Below are 26166 nucleotides of genomic sequence, written 5' to 3'. Positions count from 1 at the left end.
CGGGGCTCGGGAAGTCGCGGTCGGTGACCCAGACCGCCCAGCGCGCCGCCGACCCGAAGACCACCGCCGGGGGCTCCGCCTCCGTCCGCACCCGGCGGATCCGGGAGACCGCCCGGGAGGTGCTCGGGTTCGAGGAGTTCCGGGCCGGCCAGGAGGAGGCGATGAAGGCGGTCGCGGCCGGCCGCGACACCCTCGCCGTGCTGCCCTCGGGGGCCGGCAAGTCCGCGGTCTACACCGTCACCGGGCTGCTGCTCGACGGCCCGGTCGTGATCGTCTCGCCGCTCATCGCGCTACAGCGCGACCAGGTCCAGCGCCTGGAGGAGCTGGGCGAGGAGCGGGTCGGCCGGGCGGCGGTGCTCAACTCCAGCCTGCCTGCACTGGAGCACCAGGCGGTGCTGGACGGCGTGCGTGACGGAACGGTCCGCTACTGCTTCCTCGCCCCGGAACAGCTGGCCAAGCCGGAGGTCGTGGCGGCGCTGCGGACGGCGGCCCCGGCGCTGTTCGTCGTCGACGAGGCGCACTGCGTCTCCGCCTGGGGGCACGACTTCCGCCCCGACTACCTGCGACTGGGCGGGGTCGTCCAGCAGCTGGGGCACCCGACCGTGCTGGCCCTGACCGCGACCGCCGCGCCACCCGTGCGGGCCGAGATCGTCGAACGGCTGGAGATGACCGACCCGGAGGTCGTCGTCGCCGGCTTCGACCGGCCGGAGATCCGGTTGGAGGTCGAGCAGCGGGCCGACGCGCACGCCAAGCACACCGCCGTCCTGGACCGGGTGGCCGAGCTGACCGAACGCGGGAGCGGGATCGTCTACAGCGCCACCCGCCGCAGCACCGAGGAGCTCGCCGACGCCCTCGCCGAGCGCGGGATCCGCGCCCGGGCCTACCACGCCGGGTTGAAGAAGAGCGACCGCGAGGAGGTGCAGCGGCAGTTCATGGCCGACGAGCTGGACGTCGTCGTCGCGACCACCGCCTTCGGCATGGGCATCGACAAGCCGCAGACCCGGTTCGTCGTGCACGCCGAACCGGCCGACTCGGTCGACAGCTACTACCAGGAGATCGGCCGGGCCGGCCGAGACGGCGAGCCGGCGGTGGCCGTGCTGGTCCACCGCCAGGAGGACCTGGGGCTGCGCCGGTTCTTCGCGGCCGGCGCCCCGGCCGAGGAGGAGCTGCAGCAGGTCGCCGGACTGGTGCAGGCGGGGGCCGCGGCGGGGATGGACGGCGTCGACGTCCGCGACCTGCGGGAGGAGACCGGCCGCGCCGCGACCCCGCTGGTGCGCGACCTGAACCTGCTGGAGCAGGCGGGCGCCGTCGTCGTGGACGAGGAGGGGACCGCGTCACCGGCCCCGGACGCCCCGCCCGCCGGGGAGGCCGCCGCTGCTGCCCGGGAGCTCGCCGAGCACCACGTCCGGGTGGACGAGAGCCGGGTGGAGATGATGCGCGGCTACGCCGAGACCACCGGCTGCCGGCGGCAGTTCCTGCTCGGTTACTTCGGCGAGCAGCTGGACTCCCCGTGCGGCAACTGCGACAACTGCAGCGCGGGGCTCTCCCAGGAGCAGCACACCGCCGACGCCGACCACCCGTTCCCGGTCGACCTGCCCGTCGAGCACACCGAGTGGGGCCCCGGCGTCGTCATGCGGCACGAGGACGACCGCGTCGTCGTCCTGTTCGAGGAGGTCGGTTACAAGACGCTGGCGCTCCGGGCCGTGCTCGACCACGACCTGCTGCGGGGCCGCCCCGGCGGCTGACCGGCCGTGCTCAGGGGAGGCCGCGGCGGCGGCGCTCGCGCAGCTCGGCGAAGACCAGCGCTCGGATGCGGTCCTCGTGCCGCTCGCCGAGCCCGATGAACCGCAGGGACAGCTGGGTGCGCTCACCGGCCAGCGGCAGCGTGCGCACGACCTCGGCCTCGGTCCGGACCAGCTCCCCGCCCAGCTCCAGGCCCACCGTCACGATGGTGCCCACCCCGATCCGCACACCGGCGCGCGCCTCGACGGCGCAGCGGCACCCGCCCTCGCTGAGGTCGAGCGTCGCACCGGTGAGCTCGCCCCCGGGGAGGGTCACGCACACCGGGAGGACCAGCGGGCTCCGCACGGCATCGCGGCGCTGGGCCCGCACGGTGGGCCCCGTCGGCCGGACCTCCCACAGCGGTTCGGGACCGCCCAGGCGGACCGCCAGGAACTCCCCCGGCAGCGCCCGGAGCCCGTCCGGCCCCTTCCAGACGACGGTCAGCGCCTCGTTCGCGGCCGGCCGCACCGGTCGCCGTTCGTCGTCCTGCCCGGCGACCAGCACCAGCTGCTCCGAGCTGCTCTCCCGGACCCAGCTGATGAGGGGGGCGGCGTGCGCCACCTCCAGGTCCACGACCGTGTTGACCTCCGGGAGGTCGCTCCCCGAGCCGGCTGCCGTCATCGCCTCTCCCCCGTGCTCCGGAGGCCGTCCGCTCAGGCCTCGGACAGCACATCGGCAGGTCGCCGCCCCACCTCGACCACCGGGGACGTGATCCGGGCGGCTCACCGTGCGGCGACCGGCCTCCGGCGTGATCATGAACGGGGACCGGGCCGCTGGAGCCCGGCCGGGAGGAGTGCACGCGTGAAGGTCCTGGGCATCAACGCGATCTACCACGACCCGTCGGCGGCGCTGGTCGTCGACGGGAAGGTCGTCGCCGCGGCGGAGGAGGAGCGGTTCAGCCGGCGCAAGCACGGCAAGCGCCCGCTCCCCTGGAGCGCTTGGGAGCTGCCCGAGCTGGCCGCGGCGTGGTGCCTGCGCGAGGCCGGCATCCGCCCCGAGGAGCTGGACGCGGTCGCCTACTCCTTCGATCCCGCGCTGATGGGCACCCCGGAGGACTCGGGGCTGTTCGACGACGGCGACGTGATGCGCAAGAAGTACGCGGAGATGGCCCCGGACTTCCTGGCGCACGCCCTGCCCGGGCTCGACCCGGCGAAGGTCCGCTTCGTCAAGCACCACGTGGCGCACGCGGCCTCGGCCGGCCTGGGTGCCCCGCAGCGGGACAACGCGGTCCTGGTGCTCGACGGTCGCGGTGAGGCGCACAGCCACCTGGCGGGCCGCTACGTCGACGGCCAGCTCGAGGTGCTCGCCGGTCAGGCGCTGCCGCACTCCCTGGGCCTCATGTACGAGGACCTCACCGACCACCTGGGCTTCCTGCGCAGCTCCGACGAGTTCAAGGTCATGGCGATGGCCAGCTACGGCAAGCCGCGGTTCGTCGGCGACCTGACCGAGCTGATCCGGGCCACCGACGACGGCGGCTTCCGCACCGAGCCCATCGACTACACCGAGTTCGCCCCGCGCCTGGGCAAGGGCGACCAGTGGACCTCCGACCACGCCGACCTGGCCGCCAGCGTCCAGCAGCGGCTGGAGGAGGTGCTGATCGACCTGGCCCGCTGGGTGCACGAGCAGACCGGCGAGACGACCCTCACCCTGGCCGGCGGGACCGCGCTCAACTGCGTGGCCAACACCCGGATCCTGGCCGAGAGCCCGTTCGAGCAGGTCTGGGTGCAGCCGGCCGCCGGGGACTCCGGGACGGCGCTGGGTGCCGCCCTGCACGTGGCCCGCGAGCTCGGTGAGGAGACCCAGCCGATGCCCGGCGCCGCACTCGGCCGGGGCTGGTCCGACGACGAGATCGAGCAGGTGCTGATCACCGCGGCGATCGACTACGAGCGTCCGGACGACGTGGCCGAGGCCGTGGCCGAGGTGCTGGCCGACAACGGCATCGTCGCCTGGTTCCAGGGCCGCAGCGAGTACGGCCCCCGGGCACTGGGCCACCGCTCGCTGATCGCCCACCCCGGCTTCGAGGCCAACCTGGAGCGGATGAACGACGTCAAGGGCCGGGAGCAGTTCCGCCCGGTGGCCCCCATGGTGCTGCTGGAGCGGGCGCCGGAGATCTTCAGCCGCGGGCCGATCCCCTCGCCGTACATGCTCTTCGTGCACGACGTGGCCCCCGAGTGGCGGGAACGCATCCCCACGGTCACCCACGTCGACGGGACGGCGCGGATCCAGACGATCGACCCGGCGGAGTCCCCGCTGGTGCACCGGATGATCTCGGCGTTCGAGCGGCGTACCGGGCTGCCGGTGGTGGTGAACACGAGCCTGAACACCGCCGGCCGGCCGATGGTCGACGACCCCCGGGACGCGCTGGAGTGCTTCGGCTCGGCGCCGGTCGACCTGCTCGCGATCGGCCCGTTCGTCGTCCGGCGGCCGAAGGCGACACCCCGCCCGGCCTGAGATGACGGTTCGGCAACGGCCGCCACCCGATCGGGTGGCGGCCGTTTTCGTACCTGGAGTCTGGGAACTGGCTGTGCAGGCCCGCCGAGCACCTGGCGGGCAGTGACAACACGGAGGCACCCATGTCCACTGCAGACCTGCCCGGCGCCGGCCGTCGAGGCATGACCTGGCCGCAGATGCTCGCCCTGGCGATCGGTGTCGTCTACACGATCGTCGGCATCGTCGGCTTCTTCATCACCGGCTTCGACGACTTCGCCGAGCACACCGACGAGACGATCCTCGGGTTCGGCATCAACCCGCTGCACAACATCGTCCACCTGGTCATCGGGCTGGCCGGCATCGCGCTGGCCAGCAAGCTGAGCACCGCCCGCGTGTACGGCTGGCTGCTGGCCGTCGGTTACGGCGCCGCCTTCGTCTACGGCCTCTTCGCCGCGGGCGGGGACGACTCGCTGAACTTCCTGAGCATCAACTGGGCCGACAACTGGCTGCACCTGGCCAGCGTCATCGCCGGCCTGGCCATCGCCCTGGGCCCGGTGAAGACCGTGGACACCGCGCGCGGACCGGACGAGTCCCTGCGTCGCTGACGGCGGTCGAGCCCGCACACCTCGTGACCACGGCCGCCCGGACACCACCCGGTGTCCGGGCGGTCGTGCGTCTGGCACCGGGTGCCAGACCCCGGTGCGTCCTGCGTCACGTCCGGCGCTAACGTCCGTCCATGGACTTCACCCTCTCCGCCAAGGCCGAGGACGTCAGTGGCCGGATGTGGGACTTCATGCGGGAGCAGGTCTTCCCCGCTGAGCCCGTGTACGAGGAGTGGCGCGCTGCGCGCGGCCACGACGACCACGCCCATCCACCCGTCCTGGAGGACCTCAAGGCCGAGGCGCGCACGCGCGGCCTGTGGAACCTCTTCCACCACGAACTCGGGGGCATGACCAACCTCGAGTACGCCTCGATCGCCGAGATCATGGGCTGGTCGCCGGTGATCGCGCCGGAGGCGACCAACTGCGGGGCCCCGGACACCGGGAACATGGAGACCCTGATGCTCTTCGGCACCGAGGAGCAGAAGGCCCGCTGGCTCACCCCGCTGCTGGAGGGCGAGATCCGCTCCGGCTTCGCCATGACCGAGCCGGACGTCGCCAGCTCCGACGCCCGCAACATCCAGACCTCGATCGTCCGGGACGGCGACGAGTACGTCATCAACGGCCGCAAGTGGTGGACCAGCGGCGCCGCGGACGAGCGCTGCGAGATCTTCATCCTGATGGGCAAGACCGACCCGGACGGCCCGCCGCATCGCCAGCAGTCGATGGTGCTGGTGCCGCGCGACACCCCGGGCCTGGAGATCGTCCGGCACCTGCCGGTGTTCGGCTACCAGGACCAGCACGGACACTCGGAGCTGCGGTTCACCGACGTCCGGGTGCCGGTGGGCAACATCCTCTCCGGCGAGGGCGACGGCTTCATGATCGCCCAGGCCCGGCTCGGCCCCGGCCGCATCCACCACTGCATGCGCGCCATCGGCATGGCCGAGCGGGCGCTGGCGCTGATGGTGGAACGGGCGAAGTCCCGGGTCGCCTTCGGCCGGCCGCTGGCCGAGCAGGGCACCGTGCGGGAGTCGATCGCGCTCTCCCGGATCGAGATCGACCAGGCCCGGCTCTACGTGCTGCAGACCGCCGACCTGATCGACCGGTTCGGGGCCAAGGGCGCCCGCACCGAGATCTCCGCGATCAAGGTCGCCGCACCGCGGGTGGCCCTGGACGTCATCGACCGGGCGATCCAGATCCACGGTGGTGCCGGGGTCAGCGGCGACACCGTGCTGGCCCGGTTCTACGCCAGCGCCCGCACGCTGCGGATCGTCGACGGCCCGGACGCGGTGCACATCCGCGGGGTCGCCAAGGAGGAACTGGCCCGCGAGCGCCCCTTCGCCGGGTAGCCGCACCCCACCGACGGTCCTGGCCGACCCAGGACCGTCGGTGGGCGGGTGCACAGTGCTGCCATGAGCGCTCCGGCTCCTCCCGACGAGATCCAGCAGCTGCTGGCCGGCCACCCACTCGCCGTGGCGAGGGCCACGCTGGACCTGCGCGACCTGCTCCGGACGGCGTACCCGGAGCTGCAGGAGCGGGTGCGGACCGGCTGGCACAGCACCAACCACCGCCACCCGCAGGCCGGCTTCGTCTGCGGCCTGTTCCCCCGCGACACCGGGGTGACCCTCGTCTTCGAGCGCGGCACACAGCTGCCCGACCCCGAGGGACTGCTCCGCGGCACCGGCCGCACGGTCCGCTCCCTGGAGTTCGTCGCCGCCCCCACCCCGGAGGCGGCAGATGCCGTCGCCGAGTTCGTGCACCAGGCCATCGCCCTGGGGCGGCGCAGCAACCTGCGGTGAGCGCTCAGGGGGCCAGCGTGCCCCCGAACGAACCGCCGGCCAGCTTGGCCATCAGCTGGGTGCGGTCGAGCCCCGCCGCGGCCAGCGCATCGCCGTCCCGGTCGGTGTCGATCTGCTCCGGCAGGTCTCCTTCCACCTTGTCCGCGGTGTCGTTGTCCCCCTCGGTGCGCAGCACCTGGACCAACTGCTCCCTGCTGATCTGCACGGCCACCTCCACTGCTCGATGTGTCGTGAGTCACAGTGCCGGGTGTCCGCCGAGAACGCCAGATGATCACGATGAGGTCACGGAGACACCCCTCCGGCCGTGCTCACCGCGTCTTACAGGGTGACGACGGGGGGATCCGGTGAGAGCCGAGCACGAGGCAGCGTTCGAGGCGTTCGTCGCCGCACGCTCCGACGACCTGCTGCGGGTCGGTTTCCTGCTGACCGCCGACCGCGGCCACGCCGAGGACCTGCTGCAGACCGCCCTGCTCAAGGCCTACCGGCACTGGGGCCGGATCTCCGGCACGGACGCCTACCCCTACGTGCGCAAGGTGCTGGTGACCAGCGCCGCGAGCTGGCGCCGCCGGCGCACCACCCAGGAGATCGTCTCCCTCCCGGCGCACGACGCCCCCGAGCCCGACCAGACCGACGCGTTCGCCGAGCGCGACGCCATGGCGACGGCGCTGGCCACCCTGCCGCCGCGGATGCGCGCAGTCCTGGTGCTCCGCTACGGCGAGGACCTCGGCGAGGCCGCCACCGCAGCCGCACTGGGCTGCTCGGTCAACACCGTGAAGAGCCAGACCACCCGCGGTCTCGCCCGGCTGCGCGCCGTCCTGCCCGCCCGTGCCCTCGAGGAGCGCTGAGATGGACCTGATCGACGTCGAGACCGACCTGCGCACGCACCTCGCCACCCGCCCGGCGCCCCGCGCCCCCGCGGACCTGGCCGAGCGCACCCGGGTGCGGCACCGGCGGCAGCGCCGTCAGCAGGCGGCCGTGGTCGGCGTGGGGCTGGCCGTGGTGCTGGTCTTCGGGTCGGTGCCGGTGCTGCGCGGCCTGCTCCCCACGGTCGACACCGCGGACGACGTGGCCGCACCGTCCAGCACGCCACTGCCGAGCCTCTACGACCTGCCGACCCGAGGCTCCCTCGCCAGTGACGAGGAGTGGCTCGCCGACGTCGCGGCCCTGGGCTGGGGACCGTGGGACCCGGCCTACGTGCCGACACCACCAAGCGACTCGCACCGGGTGGCCTTCGCCGAGGACACGGCCACCGGCCGCGTCGCCCTGGTGTTCGGCCGGGAGGACGCCCAGCTGTCCTCGATCTGGTTCACCGGCCCGACCGGGGCGCGACCGGAGGAGATGACACCGGCGACGCGGCCGCAGGAGACCTTCCCGGACCAGCCACAGCTGCTGCTCGACGTCACCGATGCGGCCGCCTCCCGCGGCGTGCTGATCGCGGTGAGCCGCCCCGACGACGAGTTCACCTACGCCCCCGGGCCGTCGGTCGCCGCGGACGGCTCGGAGACCACCGAGTTCACGCCGGTTCCGGCGACCGACGGGGTGGCCGTGATCGACGTCCCCGCACCGACCGGTTGGCTGCTCGGTCCGCAGGTCCGGGTGGTCCGGGACGGCACGACCGCCTACACCCTGGGCGGTGGGTTCAGCGAGAGTGCTGAGGCGGTGGCCACCTCGCCGATCCCCGTCGCGGACCCGCGGGGCCTGCGGTCGTCGGCCAACGAGACCTGGCTGCAGGGACTGCTCCAGACGGCGCTCGGCCACTACGGCGTCCGACCGGAGGACGTGCAGCCCACGCTGCTGGCCGTCGGCACCCCCACCGGCAGTGCAGCCGAGCAGATCATCATGGTCGGCCTCACGTTCCCGTCCGGGGCGACGGTGACCTGGGCGGGCCGGTCCATCGCCGAAACCGACAGCAGTGAGACGGCCACCGTCGCCGGCGCGCCCGCGGCCGCCGGACCCGACCTGCTGGACCGGCTGTTCGCCCTGCCGATCTCCGGCGGGGACCTGGCGGTGAGCGGGCCGCTCACCGGCGTCACCGCCGAGGTGTTGGACGGGGACGGCGACCTGCTCACGACCCTGCCCCTGGTGTCCGGGGGCGGCGCAGGCGCTGTGCCCCCGTCGGCGGCGATGGTGCGGGTCCTCGACGCGGCCGGCACCGTGGTCGCCGAGGGGCCGCTGACCGGGCTCGCCCGATGACCGGGGAGCCGGCGTCGGTCACCGCGATGCGGCAGCTGGCCGCCGAGGCGCGGGGACGGCGGGGGTCAGCGCGGCTGCGCCCGGCGCACCACGAGGCCGCCCACCGCCGCCAGCACCAGGCCCACCACCACCTGGGCGATGCCGATCGCACCCCGGTCGCTGCCGAACCAGGTGACCGAGGAGACCAGCAGGACGGCGGCGACGCCCAGCAGGAACAGGCCGATCAGCCGCTGTCGGGGGGCGCGCGGCTCCGGTGAGGTCATGCCACCGACCCTCTCAGACCCCGTGTCCGCCCCGCCCGGAGGCCGTGGCGGGTGGTCAGATGGCGGCGGGGTAGCGCGAGTGCTCGGGGAAGTTGCCGTAGAGCAGCTCGTTCTCCGCCCCCTGGGTGACCGCCTGCACCAGCAGCTCGCCGCCGACGAAGCAGCCCAGCCAGGACGCGCCCCGGCCACCGAACGGCTCGGCCCGGTCGCCGCGCGAGCGGGGCTTGTTGATGCCGACCTTGAACGCCTGCACCTCCCGGGCCAGCCGGCGGGCCTTGTCCTCGTCGTCGCAGGCCAGGCTGGCGACCAGCGCGCCGTTGGAGGCGTTCATCTGGGCCAACAGCTCCGCCTCGGAGTCGACCACGACGATCGTGTCGATCGGCCCGAACGGCTCGGCGTGCATGAGGGAGCTCGCGCCGGCCGGGGAGAGCAGCGCCGCCGGTGCCACGTAGGCCGAGGTGTCCTGCCCGGTGATGAACCGGCCGTCGGCGACGCTGCCCCGGTACAGCGGGACGGCGCCGCGGTGCATCGCGTCGTCCACCTGGCGGCCCAGCTCCTGGGCCTTGGCGGCGCTGATCACCGGCCCGAAGTCCAGGGTGGGGAGGTCGTCGGCGTCGGCCTCGACGGCCAGCGGGTGCCCGAACCGGAGCGACTGCACCAGCGGCAGGTAGGTGGCGAGGAACTGGTCGACGAGCTCGCGCTGGACGACGTAACGCGGGTAGGCGGTGCACCGCTGCTTGCCGTACTCGAAGCCCTTCTTCAGGTGGGCGGCCAGCCCGGCCCAGTCGGAGAACTCCCAGATCCCCCAGGCGTTGAGGCCCTCCTGCTCGAGCATGTGCCGCTTGCCGGTGTCCAGCAGGTCGGCGGCGACCTTGCCGCCGTTGGAGCGGCCGCCGACGAAGGCCAGCGCGCCGATCTCCGGGGAGCGCACCAGCACCGACGACAGCTCCGCGCCGCCGCCGGAGAGCAGCGTGACCGGCAGCCCCGCGTGGGCCATCAGCGCGTGGGCCAGGGTCAGGCACGCGGCGCCACCCTGGGACGGCGTCTTGGCCAGCACGGCGTTGCCGGCCAGCAGCTGCACGAGCTCGGCGTGCACCAGCACCGACATCGGGTAGTTCCAGCTGGCGATGTTGGACACCGGGCCGGCCAGCGGCGCGCGGTCGCCGAGCATGGTGTCGATCCCATCGACGTACCAGCGCACGCCGTCCAGCGCCCGGTCGACGTCGGCGCAGGCCAGCTTCCACGGCTTGCCGATCTCCCAGGCCAGCAGCAGGGCCAGCTCGTCGCGGGCCGCGGCCATCGCGTCGACGGCCGCGGTGACCCGGGCCTTGCGCTCGGCCAGCGGCGTCCGTGCCCACTCGCGGTGCGCCGCGGCGGCGGCCAGCACGGCGTGCTGCGCCTCGCCGGCCGACAGCCGGGGGAGGCCGATGAGCTTGGTGCCGTCGACCGGGGTGACCAGCGGCTCGGGGCTGCCGATCGGCCGCCAGGCACCGTCCACCAGGTTGTGCAGCCGGTCGGTGCCGAACGCCTCCGGGGCGAGCCCTGCGGCACGGCCGAGGACCGAGGCCCACTCCGTGCCGGGCTTGACGTGCAGGGCGGGGGGCGACGACGCAGCAGCCATGTCGGCACTCTGCCAGTCGTCTTGGACGTCTGGTAAGTGAACTGGCTCACAGGGCCTGCGGGATCGTTGCCCGACCGTGATCCAGCGGCCGGGCGACCGTGCGCGAGGGAGGGCACAGTGAGCCAGGCCACTGCCTTCGCAGGCAACTCCCCCACACACGACGGAGGCAACCGATGCAACGACGCCGGCTCACCCTTCCCGCACTCCTCGCCGCATCTGCACTCACCCTGGCCGGCTGCGGCGGCGGGGAAGAGGACGAGGTCGCAGTGGGAGGTGGCGGGGACGACGCCGCAGCGGCGGAGTACCCGACCGACGACATCACCCTCTACGTCCCCTACGCCGCGGGCGGCCCGACCGACCTGGCCGCACGGACGATCGGCGACTGCCTGTCCACGGAGTTCGGCCAGACCGTCGTGGTGGAGAACCGCCCCGGCGCCTCGGGGTCGCTCGGCATGCAGGCGATGCTGGCCGGCGGCGCCGACGGCTACAGCCTGTCCCTGATCGCCGTCCCGGCCACCGCGACCAACCCGCTCCAGCAGGACGTCGGCTACACCAACGAGGACTACGTCCCGATCGCCGCCGTCACCGAGATCCCCTCCGTCCTCGCGGTCGGGGCGGACTCCGAGTTCGCCGACGCCGAGGCGTTCTTCCAGTACGCCGAGGAGAACCCCGGCCAGGTGAACGTCGGCGTCCCCGGGGCGACGACGTCCCAGGCGATGGAACTGCAGCGGCTGGCCGCGGAGTACGACGTCCAGCTGACCGCGGTGCCGTTCACCGGCAACGCCGAGATGACCACCGCCCTGCTGGGCGACAACGTGGACGCCGTCTTCATCAACGCCTCGGAGGACGTGCTGGCGAACGTCGAGGCCGGCGAGTTCGTGCCGCTGGCGGTGAGCCCCCCCGAGCAGGTCGACTACCTGGAGGACGTGCCCACGCTGGCCGAGTCGGGCTTCCCGGAGCTGACCAACAGCGTGTCGGTGTTCGGTCTCGCAGCCCCGGCCGGCACGCCCGAGGACGTCGTCACCACCCTGGAGACGACGGTCAACGACTGCCTGGAGCAGCCCGAGGTGATGGAGCGGCTCGGCGAGGAGTACGTGCCCGACGAGTTCATCGGCACGGACGCCTTCGCCGACCGGATCGACGAGATCGTCGAGACGTACGGCCCGATCCTGCAGGAGTGAGTCCTGGTGGCCGGCGCCGTCCGCAGCGGGGGACGGCGCCGGTCACCGATCGCCTGGTGACGGACTGGGCAGCACCTCCTCGGCGGTGGCCAGGAAACCGGCCAGCACCGGGGAGGGGTCCTCCCGTCGCCAGGCCAGCGCGATGGGCACCCGCAGGTCGACCCCGCCGGCGATCGGCCGAAAGACCACCCCCTCCAGCTGCAGCCGCTCGGCGGAGGCGGGCATCAGCGTCACGCCCACCGCTGCGCCGACCAGGGCGACCACGGTGTGGGTGTCCGGGGCCTCCTGGACCACCCGCGGGGTGAACCCGGCGGAGAAGCAGGCGTGCACCGCCGCGTCGCGCAGTGCGGACCCCTGGCGGGAGGGATAGGTGATGAAGCCGTCCCCGGACAGGTCCGCCAGCGCCACCGCGGCCTGCCCCGCCAGCGGGTGGTCCAGCGGCAGCACGGCCATCAGCGGCTCGTTGAGGATGACCCGGCTGGCCAACGGCCCGTCGGGCACCGGCGCGCGGAGGAAGCCGACGTCGATCCGGCCGTCCAGCAGCGAGCTGACCTGGGTGCCGCTGAACACCGCGGGGTGCAGGTCCAATCGCACCAGCGGGTAGCGCTGCCGGTAGGCGCGGGCCATCCGGGGGAGCAGCCGCCAGGTGATCGCCCCGGTCACCCCGACCCGGATCTCGCCGCGGGCGCCCCGCTCGGCGGCCAGCACCGACTCGCGCGCCCGGTCGACCTCGGCCAGCACCCGGTGCACGTGCTCCAGGAAGACCACGCCCGCCGCGGTCAGCCGCACCTGCCGGGTGGTCCGCTCCAGCAGCAGCGTGCCGACGTCCTCTTCGAGGTGCTTGATCTGCTGACTGAGCGCCGGCTGGGCCACGTGCAGCCGCAGCGCCGCCCGGCCGAAGTGCAGCTCCTCGGCGACGGCGGCGAACGCGCGCAGGTGTCGCAGCTCCATCGCCTCCTCCTCTCTCGCTCATGCTCTCCCACTCATGCACAGCCGTTCTGGATCAGCGGGCGATTCCGTATTGGACCATTCTCAAAGCCCGCCCTAGTGTCCTGGCTCACACGGGGCGTCAACGAGGACGAGGTGAGCACGTGCACGGCTCGACATCGGCGTCCGGCGCCCCCACCGAGGGGACGGCGGACCGGGGGCATCGGTGGCGCCAGTTGCACCGGATCGCGCCCCTGCTGCTCCTCGTCCTCGGGGTGGCCGCGATCATCGGCTCCCGACAGCTGGGCCTGGGCGAGCTCACGGCCCCGGGCCCGGGGCTGTGGCCCTTCATCGTCTCGCTGCTGCTGACCGGCACCGCAGCCGTGCTCGTCCTCATCGACCCGGCCGAGGACTACGAGCCGTGGACCCGCGGCACGATTCGGATCATCGCCGGACTGGTCAGCCTCGGGGTCTTCATCCTGCTGTTCCAGACCTTCGGCTTCGTCGTCTCGGCGTTCCTGATGCTGGTGCTGTGGCTGCGGGTCTTCGGCGGTGAGTCCTGGCGCTGGACGCTGGGGCTGGCCGTCGGCGGCACGGCCGTCATGTACCTGCTGTTCGTCGAACTGCTCGGCGTGCCCTTCCCCGAAGGCCTCGTCGACGCTGTGATCGGGGGCTGACGTGGACAGCTGGGACGGCATCCTCCAGGGCTTCTCCGTCGCCCTGACCCCGACCAACCTGCTGTACGTGTTCTTCGGCGTGCTGATCGGCACCGTCATCGGGGTGCTGCCCGGCCTCGGGCCGACGGCGTCGATCGCCCTGCTGCTGCCGATCACCTACACGGTCGAGCCGGTGACCGCGATCATCCTGCTGGCCGGCATCTACTACGGCTCGATGTACGGCGGCACGATCACCTCGGTGCTGCTGCGGCTGCCCGGCGAGGCGGCGTCGGTGGTGACCACCTTCGACGGCTACCAGATGGCCAAGCAGGGCCGGGCCGGCCCGGCCCTCGGCATCGCCGCCATCGGCTCGTACATCGGCGGCACGGTCTCCGTGATCGGGATGATCCTGCTGGCACCCCCACTGGCCGACCTGGCGGTCTCCTTCGGGCCGCCGGAGTACGTCGCGCTGACCATCCTGGGCATCCTGCTGGTCACCTACCTGGGCACCGGCTCGGTGCTGAAGAGCCTGTGCATGGCCGCCCTGGGGCTGCTGCTGGCCACCATCGGCCTGGACCCGATCACCGGCACGGCGCGCTTCACCTTCGGCGAGGTGGCGCTGTTCAACGGCCTGGACTTCGTCGCGGTGGCGATGGGCCTGTTCGGTGTCGGGGAGATCCTGCACAGCCTGGAGCGCACCGACAAGGTCCAGGCGGTCACCTCGAAGATCAAGGGCATCTGGCCGACCCGGAAGGACTTCCGCGACTCCTCCGGCGCGATCGGCCGCGGCTCGCTGCTCGGCTTCGTGATCGGGGTGCTGCCCGGCGGCGGCGGGGTGGTCTCCTCGCTGGCCTCCTACGCGATGGAGAAGCGCCGGGCCAAGGACCCCAGCCGTTTCGGCAAGGGCGCCATCGAGGGGGTCGCCGGCCCGGAGACGGCGAACAACGCCTCCTCCACCTCGGCGTTCATCCCGCTGCTCACCCTGGGCATCCCGCCCAACGTGGTGCTGGCGCTGATCTTCGGCGCCCTGATCCAGCAGAACATCACCCCGGGGCCGCAGCTGATCGAGCAGGAGCCGGAGATCTTCTGGGGCGTCATCGCCTCGATGGTGATCGGCAACATGATGTTGCTGGCGCTGAACATCCCGCTGGTCGGGGTCTTCGTCCAGATGCTCCGGGTGCGGGCCGGCATCCTCGCCGCGTTCGCGCTGCTGGTCACCATGGTCGGCGTCTTCTCGGTCAACAACAACGCGTTCGACATGTGGGTCGTGCTGGGCTTCGGGGTCATCGGCTGGCTGATGAAGAAGACCGGCTTCGAGCCGGGCCCGCTGGTGCTCGCCTTCGTGCTCGGGTCGATCCTCGAGCGGGCCTTCCGGCAGTCGATGCTGCTCTCCGGCGGCGACCTCGACATCTTCGTCACCCGCCCCATCTCCGGCGGCATGTTCGCCTTCATGGCGCTGATCATCATCGTCAGCGCGATCACCAGCCGCCGGCGCAAGGCGGTCTTCGGCCGGGTCGACCCCGCCGACGTCGACGAGACCGACGAATCGGCCCCGGACGCCGACCGGCAGGTGACCGCCGAGGGCAGCCCCGGCGCCGACTCGACCACCGACACCACTGCTGGCACCCCCACCGACGGCCCCTCGGGGTCCACCTCCACCACCCCAGGAGAACGATGACCGCGCGCCGCACCCTCGCCGTCCTGCTCGTCACCGGCGTCGCACTGACCGGATGCGGCGGCGCGGAGGAGACCACCGACGCCTCCGGGGCCGCGGAGGAGTACCCGACCGAGGACATCCGGCTGCTGGTGCCCTACACGGCCGGCGGTCCGACCGACATCGCCGCCCGGGCGCTGGCGGCGCACATGGAGAGCGAGCTCGACCAGTCCGTCGTCGTGGAGAACGCGCCCGGGGCCTCGGGGGCGACCGCCTACCAGCAGCTCATCAACGCCGACGCCGACGGCTACACGCTGTCGATGACGGCGCTGCCCACGGCGGTGCTCAACTACCTGTCCAACGACGTCGGCTACACCCGGGAGGACTTCGCGCCGATCGGCGTGGTCACCCAGGTGCCCTCGGGGATCCTCGTGCCGGCCGACTCGCCGTACCAGTCGCTGGAGGACCTCTTCGAGGCCGCCCGGGAGGACCCGCAGGCGGTCACCGTCGGCACCCCCGGGGCCACCAACACCCACGCCGCGGAGACCCAGCGGATCAGCGAGCTGTACGACGTCCCGCTCACCGTCGTCCCGTTCAACGGCAACGCGGAGGTGCAGACCGCGCTGCTGGGGGAGAACGTCACCGCCGGCTTCGCCAACCTGTCCCAGGACATCCTGCCCGCGATCGAGTCCGGCGACCTGCGGGTGCTGGCCGTCGGCAGTCCCGAGCCGCTGCCCTACGTGGACGCCCCCACCTTCGTCGAGCTGGGCTACCCCGAGCTGGTGCAGAGCACCACGACCTTCGGGGTCATCGCCCCGGCCGGCACGCCGGAGGAGGCCGTGCAGACGCTGGAGGACACGCTGCGCAGCGCCACCGAGGACCCGCAGGTCGTCGAGTCGCTGGACGAGCGGTACGTGCCGGAGGAGTTCATCGGCGCCGACGGCCTGGGCGAGCTGTTCGTCGAGACCGAGGAGACCTTCCGCGATGTCCTCGGTGACTGAGGCCACCACGACCGCGATCGGCGTGCGGACCGGCGCCGACGACCTGGTCGCCGCCCTGCAGGAGCTGGGCGTGGAGATCGCCTTCGGCCTGCCCGGTGTGCACAACCTGGCCGTCTGGGAGGCGGCGGCCGCCGCGGGGCTGCGGCTGGTCGGGGTGCGGCACGAACAGACTGCGGTCTACGCCGCCGACGGCTACGCCCGGGCCACCGGCCGGCTCGGCGTCGCCGTCGTCACGACCGGCCCCGGGGCGGCCAACACCCTGGGCGCCACCGGCGAGGCGATGGCGTCGGGCGCGCCGGTGCTGGTGGTCGCCACCGACATCCCCACCACGCTGCGCCGCCCCGGCGTGCACCGCGGGGTGCTGCACGAGACCCGGGACCAAGGCGCGATGTTCGCCCCGGTCACCAAGCTGACGGTCACCTGCGACTCGGCCGGCCGGCTGGGCGAGGAGACGGTGCGGGCCGGCGCCGTCGCGCTGACCGCCGCCACCGGGCCGGTCTACCTCGGGGTGCCGACCGACCTGCTCAGCCAGCCGGTGGACGGCGCCCGGCCGACCGCCCCGGACGTCCCGCCGTCGGCCACCGCGCCCGAGGCGGACGTCGCCCGCGCGGTGGAGCTGCTGACCGCGGCCCGGCGCCCGCTAATCTGGGCCGGCGGCGGCGCGCTCCGCAGCGGCGCCGGGGAGGTGCTGGGCCGGCTCGCCGAGCAGCTGGCCGCCCCGGTGGTCACCACCTACAACGGCCGCGGGGTGCTCCGGCCCGACCACCCGTGCCTGGTCCCCGGGCCGGCGCACGTCCCCGAGATCGGGGCGCTGTGGGACGACGCCGACCTGGTGATCGCCGTCGGCAGCGACCTCGACGGGATGACCACGCAGAACTGGGCGATGCCGCAGCCGGCCACCCTGCTCGCGGTGAACGTCGACGCCGCCGACGCGAACAAGAACTACCCGGCCGACCTGACCCTGGTGGGGGACGCCACCACGGTGGTCGGCCAGCTCCTCGCCGGCACCCCGCCGCGCGACGGCCTCCCCCAGCTCCGGGAGCGGCTGGCCGGCCTGGGGGACCGGGTCCGCGCGCTGGTGGCGGCCGAGGACCCGCAGGCCGCCCAGTTGCTGGACGTCCTGGACCGGGTGTCCGCGCCTGAAGGAGTGCTGCCCGACGGGATGCTGCTGGCCGACATGTGCATCGCCGGCTACTGGGTGGCGGCGTTCGGCCGGGTCCCCGGGCCGCGCCGGCTGGCCTTCCCGATGGGCTGGGGCACGCTCGGCTACGCCTTCCCCGCGGCGCTCGGCGCCGCGCTGGCCGGGCAGGGCCGCGCCCTGGCCCTGGTCGGCGACGGCGGCTTCCTCTTCGCCTGCGGCGAGCTGGCGGCGGTCGCGCAGGAGCAGCCCGCGCTGACCGTGGTGATCGTCGACGACGGCGGCTACGGGATGCTCCGCTTCGACCAGGTGCACAGCGGGACCCCGACCCGCGGCGTCGACCTGGTCACCCCCGACTTCGTCGCCCTGGCCCGCTCCTTCGGCGTCCCGGCGGACTCCGTCGACGGCTTCGGGCCGGAGTTCGAGAGCCGGCTGACCGCGGCGCTGGGCGCCACCGGCCCGAACGTGCTGGTGGTGCGGGCGGCCCTCACCCCGCCGCCGTCGACCTCGCCGCGCTGGTACCGCCGGCAGGGGCCGCGATGATCGACAAGCGGGTGGCGACCCTCGCCGACGCGGTCGCCGGCATCTCCGACGGCGCCACGGTGCTGATCGGGGGCTTCGGGGACTCCGGCGTCCCGGTGGAGCTGGTGCACGCCCTGCTCGACCACGGTGCCCGCGACCTGACCGTGGTCACCAACAACGCCGGGGCGGGGGAGAGGGACGTCGCCGCGCTGATCCGGGAACGCCGGGTGCGGACGGTCGTCTGCTCCTACCCCCGGTCGATGGGCTCGATCTGGTTCGAGGAGCGGTGGCGGGCCGGGGAGATCGGCCTGGAGCTGGTGCCGCAGGGGACGCTGAGCGAGCGGATGCGCGCCGCCGGCGCCGGGCTGGGCGGGTTCTTCACCCCGACCGGCGCGGACACCCTGCTGGCCGAGGGCAAGGAGGTGCGCACCATCGACGGCCGCCCGCACGTGTTCGAGCACCCGCTGCCCGGCGACGTCGCGCTGATCAAGGCCCACCGGGCCGACCGGTGGGGCAACCTCGTCTACCGGACGGCGGCGCGCAACTACGGCCCCACGATGGCCACCGCGGCGGCGCTCACGGTGGTGCAGGTCGAGGAGTTCGTCGAGCTGGGCGACCTGGACCCCGAGGCGGTGGTCACCCCCGGCATCTTCGTCGACCGGGTGGTCCAGGTGGCGGCGTCGTGATCAGCCCGCTGAGCGACGTGGCCGTGGCCCGGCGGGTGGCCCGGGACATCCCGGACGGCTCCTACGTCAACCTGGGCATCGGCATGCCGATCCTGGTCGGCGACGTGGTGGGACCGGACAAGGAGATCGTCTACCACAGCGAGAACGGGATCCTCGGGATGGGACCGGCCCCGGCGCCCGGCGAGGAGGACCGGGAGCTGATCAACGCCGGCAAGCAGCCGGTGACGCTGTTGCCCGGGGGCTGCTACTTCCACCACACCGACGCGTTCGTGATGATGCGCGGCGGGCACATCGACATCTCCGTGCTCGGCGCCTTCCAGGTCTCCGAGACCGGCGACCTGGCCAACTGGATCACCGACCTGGCCACCATGCCGCCCGCCGTCGGCGGGGCGATGGACCTGGCCGTGGGCGCCAAGCGCGTGCTGGTGATGACGACGCACACCACCCGGGACGGCCGCCCCAAGCTGCTGCCCCGGTGCACCTACCCGCTCACCGCCGGACGAGTGGTGGACCGGGTCTACACCGACCTGGCGGTCCTCGACGTCGGCCCCGACGGGCTGGTCGTCCAGGAGATGGCCCCGGGGCTCACCCGCGCGGAGCTGCAGTCGGTCACCGCCGCCCGGCTCACCTTCGCCGACGACGTCGGCGAGCTCGACCCGCACTGACCGGCCCCACCCCACCACCGGAGGCAACGATGCCCCTGTCCCGCACCTCCCGCGCCCGCACCGCCCGCGCCCTCGCCGCCTGCACCGCCCTCGGCCTGCTCACCGCCTGCGGCGGGGCGGAGGAGACGGCCGGCTCCGCCGAGTCGGCCGCGGAGTACCCGACCGAGGAGATCCGGCTGCTGGTGCCCTACGGGGCCGGCGGTCCCACGGACCTGACCGCCCGCGCCTACGGCGCCTCCCTCGAGGAGCAGCTGGGCCAGACCGTGGTGGTGGAGAACCTGCCCGGCGGCTCGGGCGCGCTCGCGACCCAGGAGCTGATCGGCGCCGACCCCGACGGGCACACCCTCTCCCTCGCCACCCCCGGCACCCTGGTGCTCACCCCGCTGGCCAACGAGGTCGGCTACACCAAGGACGACGTGACGCCGATCGGGGTGATGAGCGAGGTGCCGTCGGTGCTCGCCGTCGGCGCGGACTCGCCGTACGCCACCGCCGAGGAGTTCTTCGCTGCTGCCCGGCAGCAGCCCGGCTCGCTGAACGTCGGCACGCCTGGCGCGTCCACCCCGCAGGCGATCGAGCTGCAGCGGCTGGCCGAGGAGTACGACGTCGAGGTCACCGCCGTGCCGTTCAACGGCAACGCCGAGATGACCACCGCCCTCCTGGGCGGCAACGTCGACGCGGTGCTGATCAACGCCTCCTCCGACGTGACCGCGAACATCGACGCCGGCCAGTTCCGCCCGCTGGCGGTCTCCTCCGCGGAGCCGCTGCCCTGGCTGCCGGACACCCCCACCCTGGCCGAGTCCGGCTTCCCGGAGCTGACGCTCTCCGGGTCGACGTTCGGTCTCATCGGGCCCGATGAGCTGCCCGAGGAGATCGTCACCGAGCTGGAGGACGCGCTGCGGACGGCGTCCGAGGACCCGGCGGTCGTCGAGCAGATCGGCGAGGAGTACGTGCCGGCGGAGTTCCAGGGTGCGGAGGAGTTCCAGCAGCTGCTCGACCGCACCCAGGAGGTGTACGAGCCGATCCTCGGCGGCTGATCCGGGCGATCAGCTCAACCGCGCCTCGGCGGCGGCCCACCGGGCCGCCGCCGAGGCCTGTGTCGGTCCGGACGTCCGGTCGGCGCCACCTGCCACCTGCTTCGTCACGTCGCGATCTCGTCGCACACTGTGATGATCGACAACTCCGCTGGTTTCGATTGGCACCCTTCGGGCCTTCGTTACCTTTTTGTGCTTTGTCACTTGCTTGCCCCTCCGCTTAGGTCCGAGACGCGGATCACAGTGATCCACATCACCTCAGACTGCAGGTGGCGGGAGGGACGTGGACGAGATCACCCGTTCCGAGGCGATCATGTCCCGGCTCGATTCGGACGGCCGGGTCCTCGTGCGCACTCTCGCCAGCCAGCTCGGCGTCTCCACCGTCACGATCCGCAAGGACCTGGAAGCGCTCGAGCAGCGTTCGGCGTTGCGTCGCATCCGTGGTGGTGCGGTCGCCGCCCGCTCCGCCGACGAGGGGACCTTCGACACCCGGTTGCGGCACCACCGGGCGGAGAAGGAGGCGATCGCCTACGCCGTGGCGCCGCTGGTCCGCGACGGCGACGTCATCGCCTTGGACTCCTCGACCACCTGCCACTACCTCGCCAGCCAGTTGCTGGACCGGCGCGGCCTGGTCGTCGTGACCAACAGCCTGCCGATCGCCACCCTGCTGTGCGAGCGCACCGACGCCAACGTGCTGCTGCCCGGCGGCGTGGTGCGACGGTCCGCGCGTTCCCTGGTCGGACTGGTCGGTGACGTGCTCGCCGGCCGCGGCCGTATCGACCGTGGCTTCCTCGGTGGGCACAGCATCTCCGCGCACCACGGGCTGCTCGACCTCGCCAGCGAGGAGGCGCAGGCCAAGACGTACCTGGCCAGTGCCTGCCGCGAGGTCTACGGCCTGATCGACTCATCGAAGTTCGGCAGCTTCTCCATCCACCCCTGCGTCCCCATCGAGCGGCTCACCGCCGTCTACACCGACGCCGGGGTGGACCCTGCGGCCGCTGCGTCGATCTCCGCCGCCGGTACCCGGGTGCACGTCGTCGGTTTGGACGAGCCGTCGTGAGCCGCCCGACCGATCCCGGTGAGGGATCGGCCACCGGCCGACCCCTCCCGTCCGGGACCTGCCCGGAAACCGCTCCCGAACCCGGGGGCGGTCCACCGCGGGTACGCCCGCCGCACCAAGGAGTGAGCATGAGAGCACACCGGTACACGACCCTCGCGGCCGGACTCGCCGCGGCATCACTGGTGCTGGCCGGCTGCGGAGAGGGCAGCGGCGGCTCCGCCACCGGCGACAGTGGCGGCGAAGGCGGCGGCGACGACCAGCCCACGATCGCCTTCGTGCCGAAGCTGCAGGGCATCCCCTACTTCGAGGCGATGAACACCGGTGGGGAGCAGGCCTGCGAGGAGCTCGGGTGCGAGTGGCTCTACCAGGGCCCGGTCGAAGCCGACGCCGCCGCCCAGGCCGACATCGTGCGCTCCTACATCCAGCAGGGCGTCGACGTGCTGTTCGTGGCCCCCAACGACCCGGACTCGATGGCCCCGCTGCTGCAGCAGGCCGCCGACGCGGGGATCGCCGTGGCCACCACCGACACCGACGCCCCGGACTCCGTCCGCGAGGTCTTCGTCAGCCAGGCCTCCACCGAGGGGATCGGCCAGACCCTGACCGACGAGCTCATGCAGGCCATGGGTGGGTCGGGGCGCTACGCGATCGTCTCCTGCGGGGAGACGGCGGAGAACCTCAACTCCTGGATCGAGGTGCAGCGGGAGTACACCCAGTCCGAGTACCCCGACGCGGAGATCACCGACGTCGTCTACGCCGGTGAGGACCAGACGGTCGCCACCCAGATGGCGACCGACCTGATGAACTCCGATCCGTCGCTGACCGGTCTGGTCGGGGAGTGCACCTCCTCGGCGCCCGGTGTCGCCCAGGCGGTCCGGGACGCCGGGAAGATCGGCCAGGTCCAGACCGTCGGGCTCGGGACGCCGAACTCGATGGCGCCCTACCTGGAGGACGGCTCGGCCGCGGCCAGCGTGCTCTGGGACGTCGAGGCGCTGGGTGAGCTGACCGCCTGGGCCGGCACCCAGCTGGCTGCGGGCGAGGAGATCTCGGCGTCCCCGGACGTCCCCGGCATCGAGGGCGTCACCTACGACGCGGAGAACAACGTGCTGCTGCTCGGTGACCCGCTCGTCCTGACGGCCGACAACGTCGGCGAGTACGACTACTGATCCCTCCGGGCTCAGTGGGGGGACGGACCGGCCGGCCCGTCCCCCCACCCCGGGCGCACCCACCACGGAGGTCGCCAGGTCATGACCGAACAGAGCTCGAACCCGCCACGGCTGGCGGTCCAGGGCATCGCCAAGCGGTTCGGCGCCGTCCACGCCATCGAGAACGCCGACATGGTCGTCCAGCCGGGCACGGTGCACGCCCTCGTCGGTGAGAACGGGGCCGGGAAGTCGACGTTGATCAAGATCCTCGCAGGAGCGGAGCGCCCTGACGCCGGGACCGTCGAGTTCGACGGGGATCGGGTGTCGATCACCTCGACCACCGACGCGATGGCCCTGGGGATCGCCACCGTCTACCAGGAACCCCAGCTGTTCGACGAGCTCACCGTCGCCGAGAACGTCTTCCTGGGCCGGGAGATCACCCGCGGCGGGCGCGTGGACTGGGCAGCGCAGATCGCCCGGGTCACCGAGCTGCTGGAGCTGATCGGCCTGCCCGCCGAGCACGCGACCACCGCCGTCGGCACGCACTCCATCGCCCAGAAGCAGCAGGTCTACATCGCCAAGGCGCTGGCCGGCGAGGCCCGGGTGCTGATCCTGGACGAACCCTCGGCGATCCTGACCGACCGCGAGGTCGAGGTGCTGTTCGGGGTGATCCGCCGGCTCACCGAGGCCGGCGTCGCGATCATCTACATCTCCCACCGGCTCGACGAGCTGTTCCGGATCGCCGACGAGGTCACGGTGATGCGGGACGGCCGCACCATCGGGACCCACCCGATCGGCGACCTCTCGGTCCGGCAGATCGTGGAGATGATGGTGGGCGGGGCCATCGAGGACGAGCGCCCCGAACGCGACGTCCCCACCGGTGACCCCCGCCTGGAGCTGCGCGGCCTGGGGCTGACCGGCCGCTTCCACGACGTCGACGTCCAGGTACGGGCCGGGGAGATCGTCGCCCTCTACGGGCTGGTCGGCTCCGGCGTCGCGGAGATCGGCGCCACGGTCTACGGCATGGACCGGGCCACCGACGGCGCGATCCTGGTCGACGGCACCGAGGTGCGCCCGCGCTCTCCGCGCGAGGCGAAGGGCCTGGGGATCGCCCTGCTGCCGGCCAACCGCAAGGAGCAGGGGCTGTTCTCCTTCCAGCCCATCTCCTTCAACATCTCCGCCGGCCACCTGGGCCTGCTGTCCCGGCTCGGGGTGTGGCTGGACCGCCGCCAGGAGACCGAGGTCGCCCGGTCGATGATCGACCGGCTCGCGGTGAAGGCGCCCAGCGAGAGGACGCCGGTGGCGGCGCTCTCCGGCGGCAACGCCCAGAAGGTCGTGCTGGCCCGTCAACTGGTCGACAAGCCCCAGGTGCTGGTGCTCGCCGAGCCGACCCAGGGGGTCGACGTCGGCGCCAAGGAGGAGATCCACCGGCTGATCACCCAGCTCGCCGACGACGGCGTGGCGGTCCTGATCGTCACCTCGGACCTGCTGGAGGCGATCCGGATCGCCGACCGCATCCAGGTGGTCCGCGCCGGCACCACGACCGTGGAGTTCGGCCCCAACGCCGACCAGGTCGACGTGCTGACCGCCGCCGCAGGCGACGAGTCCGGGCCCGCCGCCGAGACCCAGCCCGACCAGACGGGAGTACCCGCATGAGCAACTCGACGCTCACCCCACCCGGGGGGGCCGGGAGCACCGCGGTCTCCGGCAGGGACGGACCCGGCCGGGGGCGCGGCCGGGTGCTACCGCCGCCGGTCACCAGCCAGGAGACGGTGCTCATCGTCGTCATCGCGCTGCTCTGGCTGGTGCTGAGCCTGGCGACACCGGCCTTCTTCACCGCGGGCTCGATCGTCCCGCTGCTGGTGGCGACCACCCCGATCGCGCTCATCGGCATCGGCATGACGATCGTGATCATCACCGGCGGGATCGACGTCTCCGTCGGCAGCATCGTCATGGTCGCCTCGGTGATCACCGCCCAGACCATGGTGGACACCGGCCTGCCGCTGGTGCTGGCGGTCCCGCTGTCCATCGCGGTCGGCGGCGTGCTCGGCCTGGTCAACGGCGTGCTGATCGCCTACGGCCGGGTGCACGCGATCATCATCACCTTCGGCACACTGAACCTGTTCCGCTTCGTCGGGCTGCAGATCTTCGGCTCCTCGACCGTCGAGGGCATCCCCCGCACGCTGAACTTCTTCGGCCGCGGGGACGCCGGTCGCACCCTCGGCATCCCGCACGCCTTCCTCATCACCATCGTGATCGCCGCGCTGGCCTGGTACTACCTGCGGCACACCGCGGGCGGCCGGCACTTCTACGCCGTCGGCGGCGACGCGAACGCCGCTCGGCTGGCCGGCGTCGCGGTCCGCGCCCGGGTGCTGTCGGCCTACGTGGTCACCGGCCTGCTCGCCGGCCTCGCGGCCTGCTTCGTGCTCGCCCAGGGCACCTCCAGCCTGGCTGCGAACGTCGGGTCCGGCCTGGAGCTGGCGGTGATCGCCGCGGTGGTGATCGGCGGGACGTCGATCACCGGTGGCCGCGGCTCGGTGCTGGGCACCGTGCTCGGCGCGCTGCTCGTCCAGACCGTGGCCACCGGGGTGACCCAGCTCGGCTGGCCGACGCAGCTGTCCTCCCTGTTCGTCGGTGTGTTCATCATCGTCGCCGTCGGGGCCGACCTGCTCCGCCGGCGCACCAGGAGCGACTCATGACCACCTCGACCACCCCTCCCCCGGCACCGGCACCGGAGAAGCCGCAGCCTGGCGCCGCCACCGACCGGCCGGAGAGCCTGCCCGGCCGGCTGCTGAGGGTCCTGCTGACCCAACGCATCGCGCTGCTGGTCCTCCTGCTCGCGGTCGTGCTGATCACGATGACGACGCTGAGCGGCAACAACTACCTCAGCGCGCCCTACGACAGCGGCTACCTGGCGGCGACGCTGATCAACGCCGTGCCGCTGGTGCTGCTCGGGCTGGCCGAGCTGCTGGTGATCACCTCCGGCCGCGGCGGCATCGACCTGTCGGTCGGCGCCATCGTCTCCCTGACCGGGATGGTCTTCGGCTTCGCCTACGGCGAGTGGGGCTGGTCGCTGTTCCCGGCGCTGGTGCTGGCCGTGGCGTTCGGCGCGCTGTGCGGCGCGCTCAACGGCGTCCTCGTCGCCTACCTGGGTTTCCCGGCGCTGATCACCACGCTGGCGACCTACTACGCGTTCAGCTCGCTGGCCCTGGTGATCAACGACCAGCAGCCGATCAACGCCGAGCCGATCCAGGAGCTCTACTCCACCGCCCGGGCGGTGGAGGTCCCGTTCCTGCCCGACGCCGTGCCGGCGGTCCCGCTCGGGGTGTTCACGTACCTGATCCCGGCGATCGTCGTGATCTGGCTGGTGATGGCACGCACCACCTACGGCCGCAAGCTCTACGCGATCGGCACCAACGACGTGGCGGCCGAGTGGACCGGGATCAACGTCCGCCGCACCCGTTTCCTGGCCTACGTCGGGGCCGGCGCGCTGTCCGGGCTGGTGGCCGTCTACACCGTGGCCCAGTTCGCCTCCGCCCGGCCGGACGCCGGCGTGGCCGGCAACGGCATGGCCCTGCCGGCGATCACCATCGCCGTCCTCGGCGGGGTGGCGATCACCGGCGGCATCGGCCGGGTCGCCGGGGTGGTGCTGGCCACGCTGCTGATCGTGTGGCTCAACGCCGGGATCCTGCTCGCCGTCCCGGGCAACGCCGGCACCCAGTTCCAGCTGTTCGCCCTGGGCTTCGTGCTCGTCTTCGCCGCCCTGCTCAACGGGTTCGCCAACCGGCGCTACGGCGGGACGTCGTAGCGCCCGCC

The 26166-nt window shown here is 72.9% G+C and carries 25 protein-coding genes; 20 read left to right on the top strand and 5 right to left on the bottom strand.

Annotated features, from left to right (window positions below):
* Positions 1-23 precede the first annotated feature (23 nt).
* Positions 24-1745, top strand: coding sequence for a RecQ family ATP-dependent DNA helicase (locus O2W16_RS05570; RefSeq protein WP_269157811.1), 1722 nt, complete (start codon positions 24-26; stop codon positions 1743-1745).
* Between the two features lie 10 nt (positions 1746-1755).
* Here the strand turns inward: O2W16_RS05570 and O2W16_RS05565 are convergent, their stop codons facing one another.
* Positions 1756-2403, bottom strand: coding sequence for a flagellar brake protein (locus O2W16_RS05565; protein WP_269157810.1), 648 nt, complete (start codon positions 2401-2403; stop codon positions 1756-1758).
* A 180-nt stretch (positions 2404-2583) separates the two neighbouring features.
* On the opposite strand from O2W16_RS05565, the gene O2W16_RS05560 reads away from it, so the two are divergent.
* The 4 genes from O2W16_RS05560 to O2W16_RS05545 all read left to right on the top strand — a co-directional run bounded on the left by O2W16_RS05560 (position 2584) and on the right by O2W16_RS05545 (position 6610).
* The gene (locus O2W16_RS05560; protein ID WP_269157809.1) at positions 2584-4233 is read left to right on the top strand and encodes a carbamoyltransferase family protein; all 1650 of its coding nucleotides are present in this window, start codon (positions 2584-2586) and stop codon (positions 4231-4233) included.
* Between the two features lie 122 nt (positions 4234-4355).
* Positions 4356-4817, top strand: coding sequence for a DUF4383 domain-containing protein (locus O2W16_RS05555; RefSeq protein WP_269157808.1), 462 nt, complete (start codon positions 4356-4358; stop codon positions 4815-4817).
* Between the two features lie 131 nt (positions 4818-4948).
* The gene (locus tag O2W16_RS05550; RefSeq protein ID WP_269157807.1) at positions 4949-6160 is read left to right on the top strand and encodes an acyl-CoA dehydrogenase family protein; all 1212 of its coding nucleotides are present in this window, start codon (positions 4949-4951) and stop codon (positions 6158-6160) included.
* A gap of 63 nt (positions 6161-6223) precedes the next feature.
* Positions 6224-6610, top strand: a complete 387-nt coding sequence (locus tag O2W16_RS05545; protein WP_269157806.1) for a DUF1801 domain-containing protein — start codon at positions 6224-6226, stop codon at positions 6608-6610.
* Between the two features lie 4 nt (positions 6611-6614).
* On the opposite strand, the gene O2W16_RS05540 is transcribed toward O2W16_RS05545, so the two are convergent.
* Complete coding sequence (locus O2W16_RS05540; protein ID WP_164700673.1) at positions 6615-6815, bottom strand: hypothetical protein; 201 nt, start codon at positions 6813-6815, stop codon at positions 6615-6617.
* A 139-nt stretch (positions 6816-6954) separates the two neighbouring features.
* Between O2W16_RS05540 and O2W16_RS05535 the strand changes: the two genes are divergently transcribed.
* Entirely contained in the window at positions 6955-7455 is a 501-nt protein-coding gene (locus O2W16_RS05535) for a SigE family RNA polymerase sigma factor (RefSeq protein ID WP_269157805.1), read from the top strand.
* Position 7456: 1 nt separating this feature from the next.
* Complete coding sequence (locus O2W16_RS05530) at positions 7457-8803, top strand: hypothetical protein (RefSeq protein ID WP_269157804.1); 1347 nt, start codon at positions 7457-7459, stop codon at positions 8801-8803.
* Positions 8804-8868: 65 nt separating this feature from the next.
* Here O2W16_RS05530 and O2W16_RS05525 read toward each other — a convergent pair whose 3' ends face one another.
* Both O2W16_RS05525 and O2W16_RS05520 read right to left on the bottom strand, forming a co-directional pair.
* Positions 8869-9066, bottom strand: a complete 198-nt coding sequence (locus O2W16_RS05525; protein WP_269157803.1) for a hypothetical protein — start codon at positions 9064-9066, stop codon at positions 8869-8871.
* A gap of 55 nt (positions 9067-9121) precedes the next feature.
* Complete coding sequence (locus O2W16_RS05520; protein ID WP_269157802.1) at positions 9122-10687, bottom strand: aldehyde dehydrogenase family protein; 1566 nt, start codon at positions 10685-10687, stop codon at positions 9122-9124.
* 173 nt (positions 10688-10860) lie between these two features.
* Between O2W16_RS05520 and O2W16_RS05515 the strand changes: the two genes are divergently transcribed.
* Complete coding sequence (locus tag O2W16_RS05515; protein ID WP_269157801.1) at positions 10861-11868, top strand: tripartite tricarboxylate transporter substrate binding protein; 1008 nt, start codon at positions 10861-10863, stop codon at positions 11866-11868.
* A gap of 42 nt (positions 11869-11910) precedes the next feature.
* Here the strand turns inward: O2W16_RS05515 and O2W16_RS05510 are convergent, their stop codons facing one another.
* Entirely contained in the window at positions 11911-12819 is a 909-nt protein-coding gene (locus O2W16_RS05510; protein WP_269157800.1) for a LysR family transcriptional regulator, read from the bottom strand.
* Between the two features lie 140 nt (positions 12820-12959).
* On the opposite strand from O2W16_RS05510, the gene O2W16_RS05505 reads away from it, so the two are divergent.
* The 12 genes from O2W16_RS05505 to O2W16_RS05450 all read left to right on the top strand — a co-directional run bounded on the left by O2W16_RS05505 (position 12960) and on the right by O2W16_RS05450 (position 26158).
* Positions 12960-13472, top strand: coding sequence for a tripartite tricarboxylate transporter TctB family protein (locus O2W16_RS05505; RefSeq protein ID WP_269157799.1), 513 nt, complete (start codon positions 12960-12962; stop codon positions 13470-13472).
* A gap of 1 nt (position 13473) precedes the next feature.
* Positions 13474-15129 carry a tripartite tricarboxylate transporter permease gene (locus O2W16_RS05500; protein WP_269157798.1) on the top strand — a complete coding sequence of 552 codons (1656 nt, stop codon included), beginning with the start codon at positions 13474-13476 and terminating at the stop codon, positions 15127-15129.
* Positions 15126-16106 carry a Bug family tripartite tricarboxylate transporter substrate binding protein gene (locus O2W16_RS05495; RefSeq protein WP_269157797.1) on the top strand — a complete coding sequence of 327 codons (981 nt, stop codon included), beginning with the start codon at positions 15126-15128 and terminating at the stop codon, positions 16104-16106. The genes O2W16_RS05500 and O2W16_RS05495 overlap by 4 nt, the downstream gene beginning before the upstream one ends.
* Entirely contained in the window at positions 16090-17787 is a 1698-nt protein-coding gene (locus O2W16_RS05490; RefSeq protein ID WP_269157796.1) for a thiamine pyrophosphate-binding protein, read from the top strand. The genes O2W16_RS05495 and O2W16_RS05490 overlap by 17 nt, the downstream gene beginning before the upstream one ends.
* Positions 17784-18452, top strand: a complete 669-nt coding sequence (locus O2W16_RS05485) for a 3-oxoacid CoA-transferase subunit A (protein WP_269157795.1) — start codon at positions 17784-17786, stop codon at positions 18450-18452. Before O2W16_RS05490 ends, O2W16_RS05485 begins: the two co-directional genes overlap by 4 nt.
* Positions 18449-19117, top strand: a complete 669-nt coding sequence (locus O2W16_RS05480) for a 3-oxoacid CoA-transferase subunit B (protein ID WP_269157794.1) — start codon at positions 18449-18451, stop codon at positions 19115-19117. The genes O2W16_RS05485 and O2W16_RS05480 overlap by 4 nt, the downstream gene beginning before the upstream one ends.
* 29 nt (positions 19118-19146) lie before the next feature.
* The gene (locus tag O2W16_RS05475; RefSeq protein ID WP_269157793.1) at positions 19147-20151 is read left to right on the top strand and encodes a tripartite tricarboxylate transporter substrate binding protein; all 1005 of its coding nucleotides are present in this window, start codon (positions 19147-19149) and stop codon (positions 20149-20151) included.
* Between the two features lie 280 nt (positions 20152-20431).
* Entirely contained in the window at positions 20432-21208 is a 777-nt protein-coding gene (locus O2W16_RS05470; protein ID WP_269157792.1) for a DeoR/GlpR family DNA-binding transcription regulator, read from the top strand.
* 128 nt (positions 21209-21336) lie between these two features.
* Positions 21337-22371 (top strand): autoinducer 2 ABC transporter substrate-binding protein, encoded by a 1035-nt coding sequence (locus O2W16_RS05465; RefSeq protein WP_269157791.1) that lies wholly within the window; start codon positions 21337-21339, stop codon positions 22369-22371.
* Between the two features lie 81 nt (positions 22372-22452).
* Positions 22453-24006, top strand: coding sequence for a sugar ABC transporter ATP-binding protein (locus O2W16_RS05460; protein WP_269157790.1), 1554 nt, complete (start codon positions 22453-22455; stop codon positions 24004-24006).
* Positions 24003-25049, top strand: coding sequence for an ABC transporter permease (locus O2W16_RS05455; RefSeq protein ID WP_269157789.1), 1047 nt, complete (start codon positions 24003-24005; stop codon positions 25047-25049). Before O2W16_RS05460 ends, O2W16_RS05455 begins: the two co-directional genes overlap by 4 nt.
* On the top strand, positions 25046-26158 hold the full coding sequence (locus tag O2W16_RS05450; RefSeq protein WP_269157788.1) for an ABC transporter permease: 1113 nt from the start codon (positions 25046-25048) through the stop codon (positions 26156-26158). Before O2W16_RS05455 ends, O2W16_RS05450 begins: the two co-directional genes overlap by 4 nt.
* Positions 26159-26166: the final 8 nt, after the last annotated feature.

Origin of the sequence: Modestobacter sp. VKM Ac-2984, assembly GCF_026967985.1 — a bacterium.
GTDB lineage: Bacteria > Actinomycetota > Actinomycetes > Mycobacteriales > Geodermatophilaceae > Modestobacter.
Note: the sequence above shows the minus strand (reverse complement) of the source record. Positions and strands in the feature narration are given on the sequence as shown.

What these genes read in the sequence shown, in the direction of transcription:
- O2W16_RS05550 (WP_269157807.1), top strand. Translation starts at nt 4,949, where the DNA reads ATGGACTTCACCCTCTCCGCCAAGGCCGAGGACGTCAGTGGCCGGATG.
- O2W16_RS05525 (WP_269157803.1), bottom strand. Translation starts at nt 9,066, where the DNA reads ATGACCTCACCGGAGCCGCGCGCCCCCCGACAGCGGCTGATCGGCCTG.
- O2W16_RS05475 (WP_269157793.1), top strand. Translation starts at nt 19,147, where the DNA reads ATGCCCCTGTCCCGCACCTCCCGCGCCCGCACCGCCCGCGCCCTCGCC.
- O2W16_RS05515 (WP_269157801.1), top strand. Translation starts at nt 10,861, where the DNA reads ATGCAACGACGCCGGCTCACCCTTCCCGCACTCCTCGCCGCATCTGCA.
- O2W16_RS05555 (WP_269157808.1), top strand. Translation starts at nt 4,356, where the DNA reads ATGTCCACTGCAGACCTGCCCGGCGCCGGCCGTCGAGGCATGACCTGG.
- O2W16_RS05530 (WP_269157804.1), top strand. Translation starts at nt 7,457, where the DNA reads ATGGACCTGATCGACGTCGAGACCGACCTGCGCACGCACCTCGCCACC.
- O2W16_RS05495 (WP_269157797.1), top strand. Translation starts at nt 15,126, where the DNA reads ATGACCGCGCGCCGCACCCTCGCCGTCCTGCTCGTCACCGGCGTCGCA.
- O2W16_RS05485 (WP_269157795.1), top strand. Translation starts at nt 17,784, where the DNA reads ATGATCGACAAGCGGGTGGCGACCCTCGCCGACGCGGTCGCCGGCATC.
- O2W16_RS05490 (WP_269157796.1), top strand. Translation starts at nt 16,090, where the DNA reads ATGTCCTCGGTGACTGAGGCCACCACGACCGCGATCGGCGTGCGGACC.
- O2W16_RS05520 (WP_269157802.1), bottom strand. Translation starts at nt 10,687, where the DNA reads ATGGCTGCTGCGTCGTCGCCCCCCGCCCTGCACGTCAAGCCCGGCACG.
- O2W16_RS05565 (WP_269157810.1), bottom strand. Translation starts at nt 2,403, where the DNA reads ATGACGGCAGCCGGCTCGGGGAGCGACCTCCCGGAGGTCAACACGGTC.
- O2W16_RS05455 (WP_269157789.1), top strand. Translation starts at nt 24,003, where the DNA reads ATGAGCAACTCGACGCTCACCCCACCCGGGGGGGCCGGGAGCACCGCG.
- O2W16_RS05465 (WP_269157791.1), top strand. Translation starts at nt 21,337, where the DNA reads ATGAGAGCACACCGGTACACGACCCTCGCGGCCGGACTCGCCGCGGCA.
- O2W16_RS05450 (WP_269157788.1), top strand. Translation starts at nt 25,046, where the DNA reads ATGACCACCTCGACCACCCCTCCCCCGGCACCGGCACCGGAGAAGCCG.
- O2W16_RS05545 (WP_269157806.1), top strand. Translation starts at nt 6,224, where the DNA reads ATGAGCGCTCCGGCTCCTCCCGACGAGATCCAGCAGCTGCTGGCCGGC.
- O2W16_RS05510 (WP_269157800.1), bottom strand. Translation starts at nt 12,819, where the DNA reads ATGGAGCTGCGACACCTGCGCGCGTTCGCCGCCGTCGCCGAGGAGCTG.
- O2W16_RS05460 (WP_269157790.1), top strand. Translation starts at nt 22,453, where the DNA reads ATGACCGAACAGAGCTCGAACCCGCCACGGCTGGCGGTCCAGGGCATC.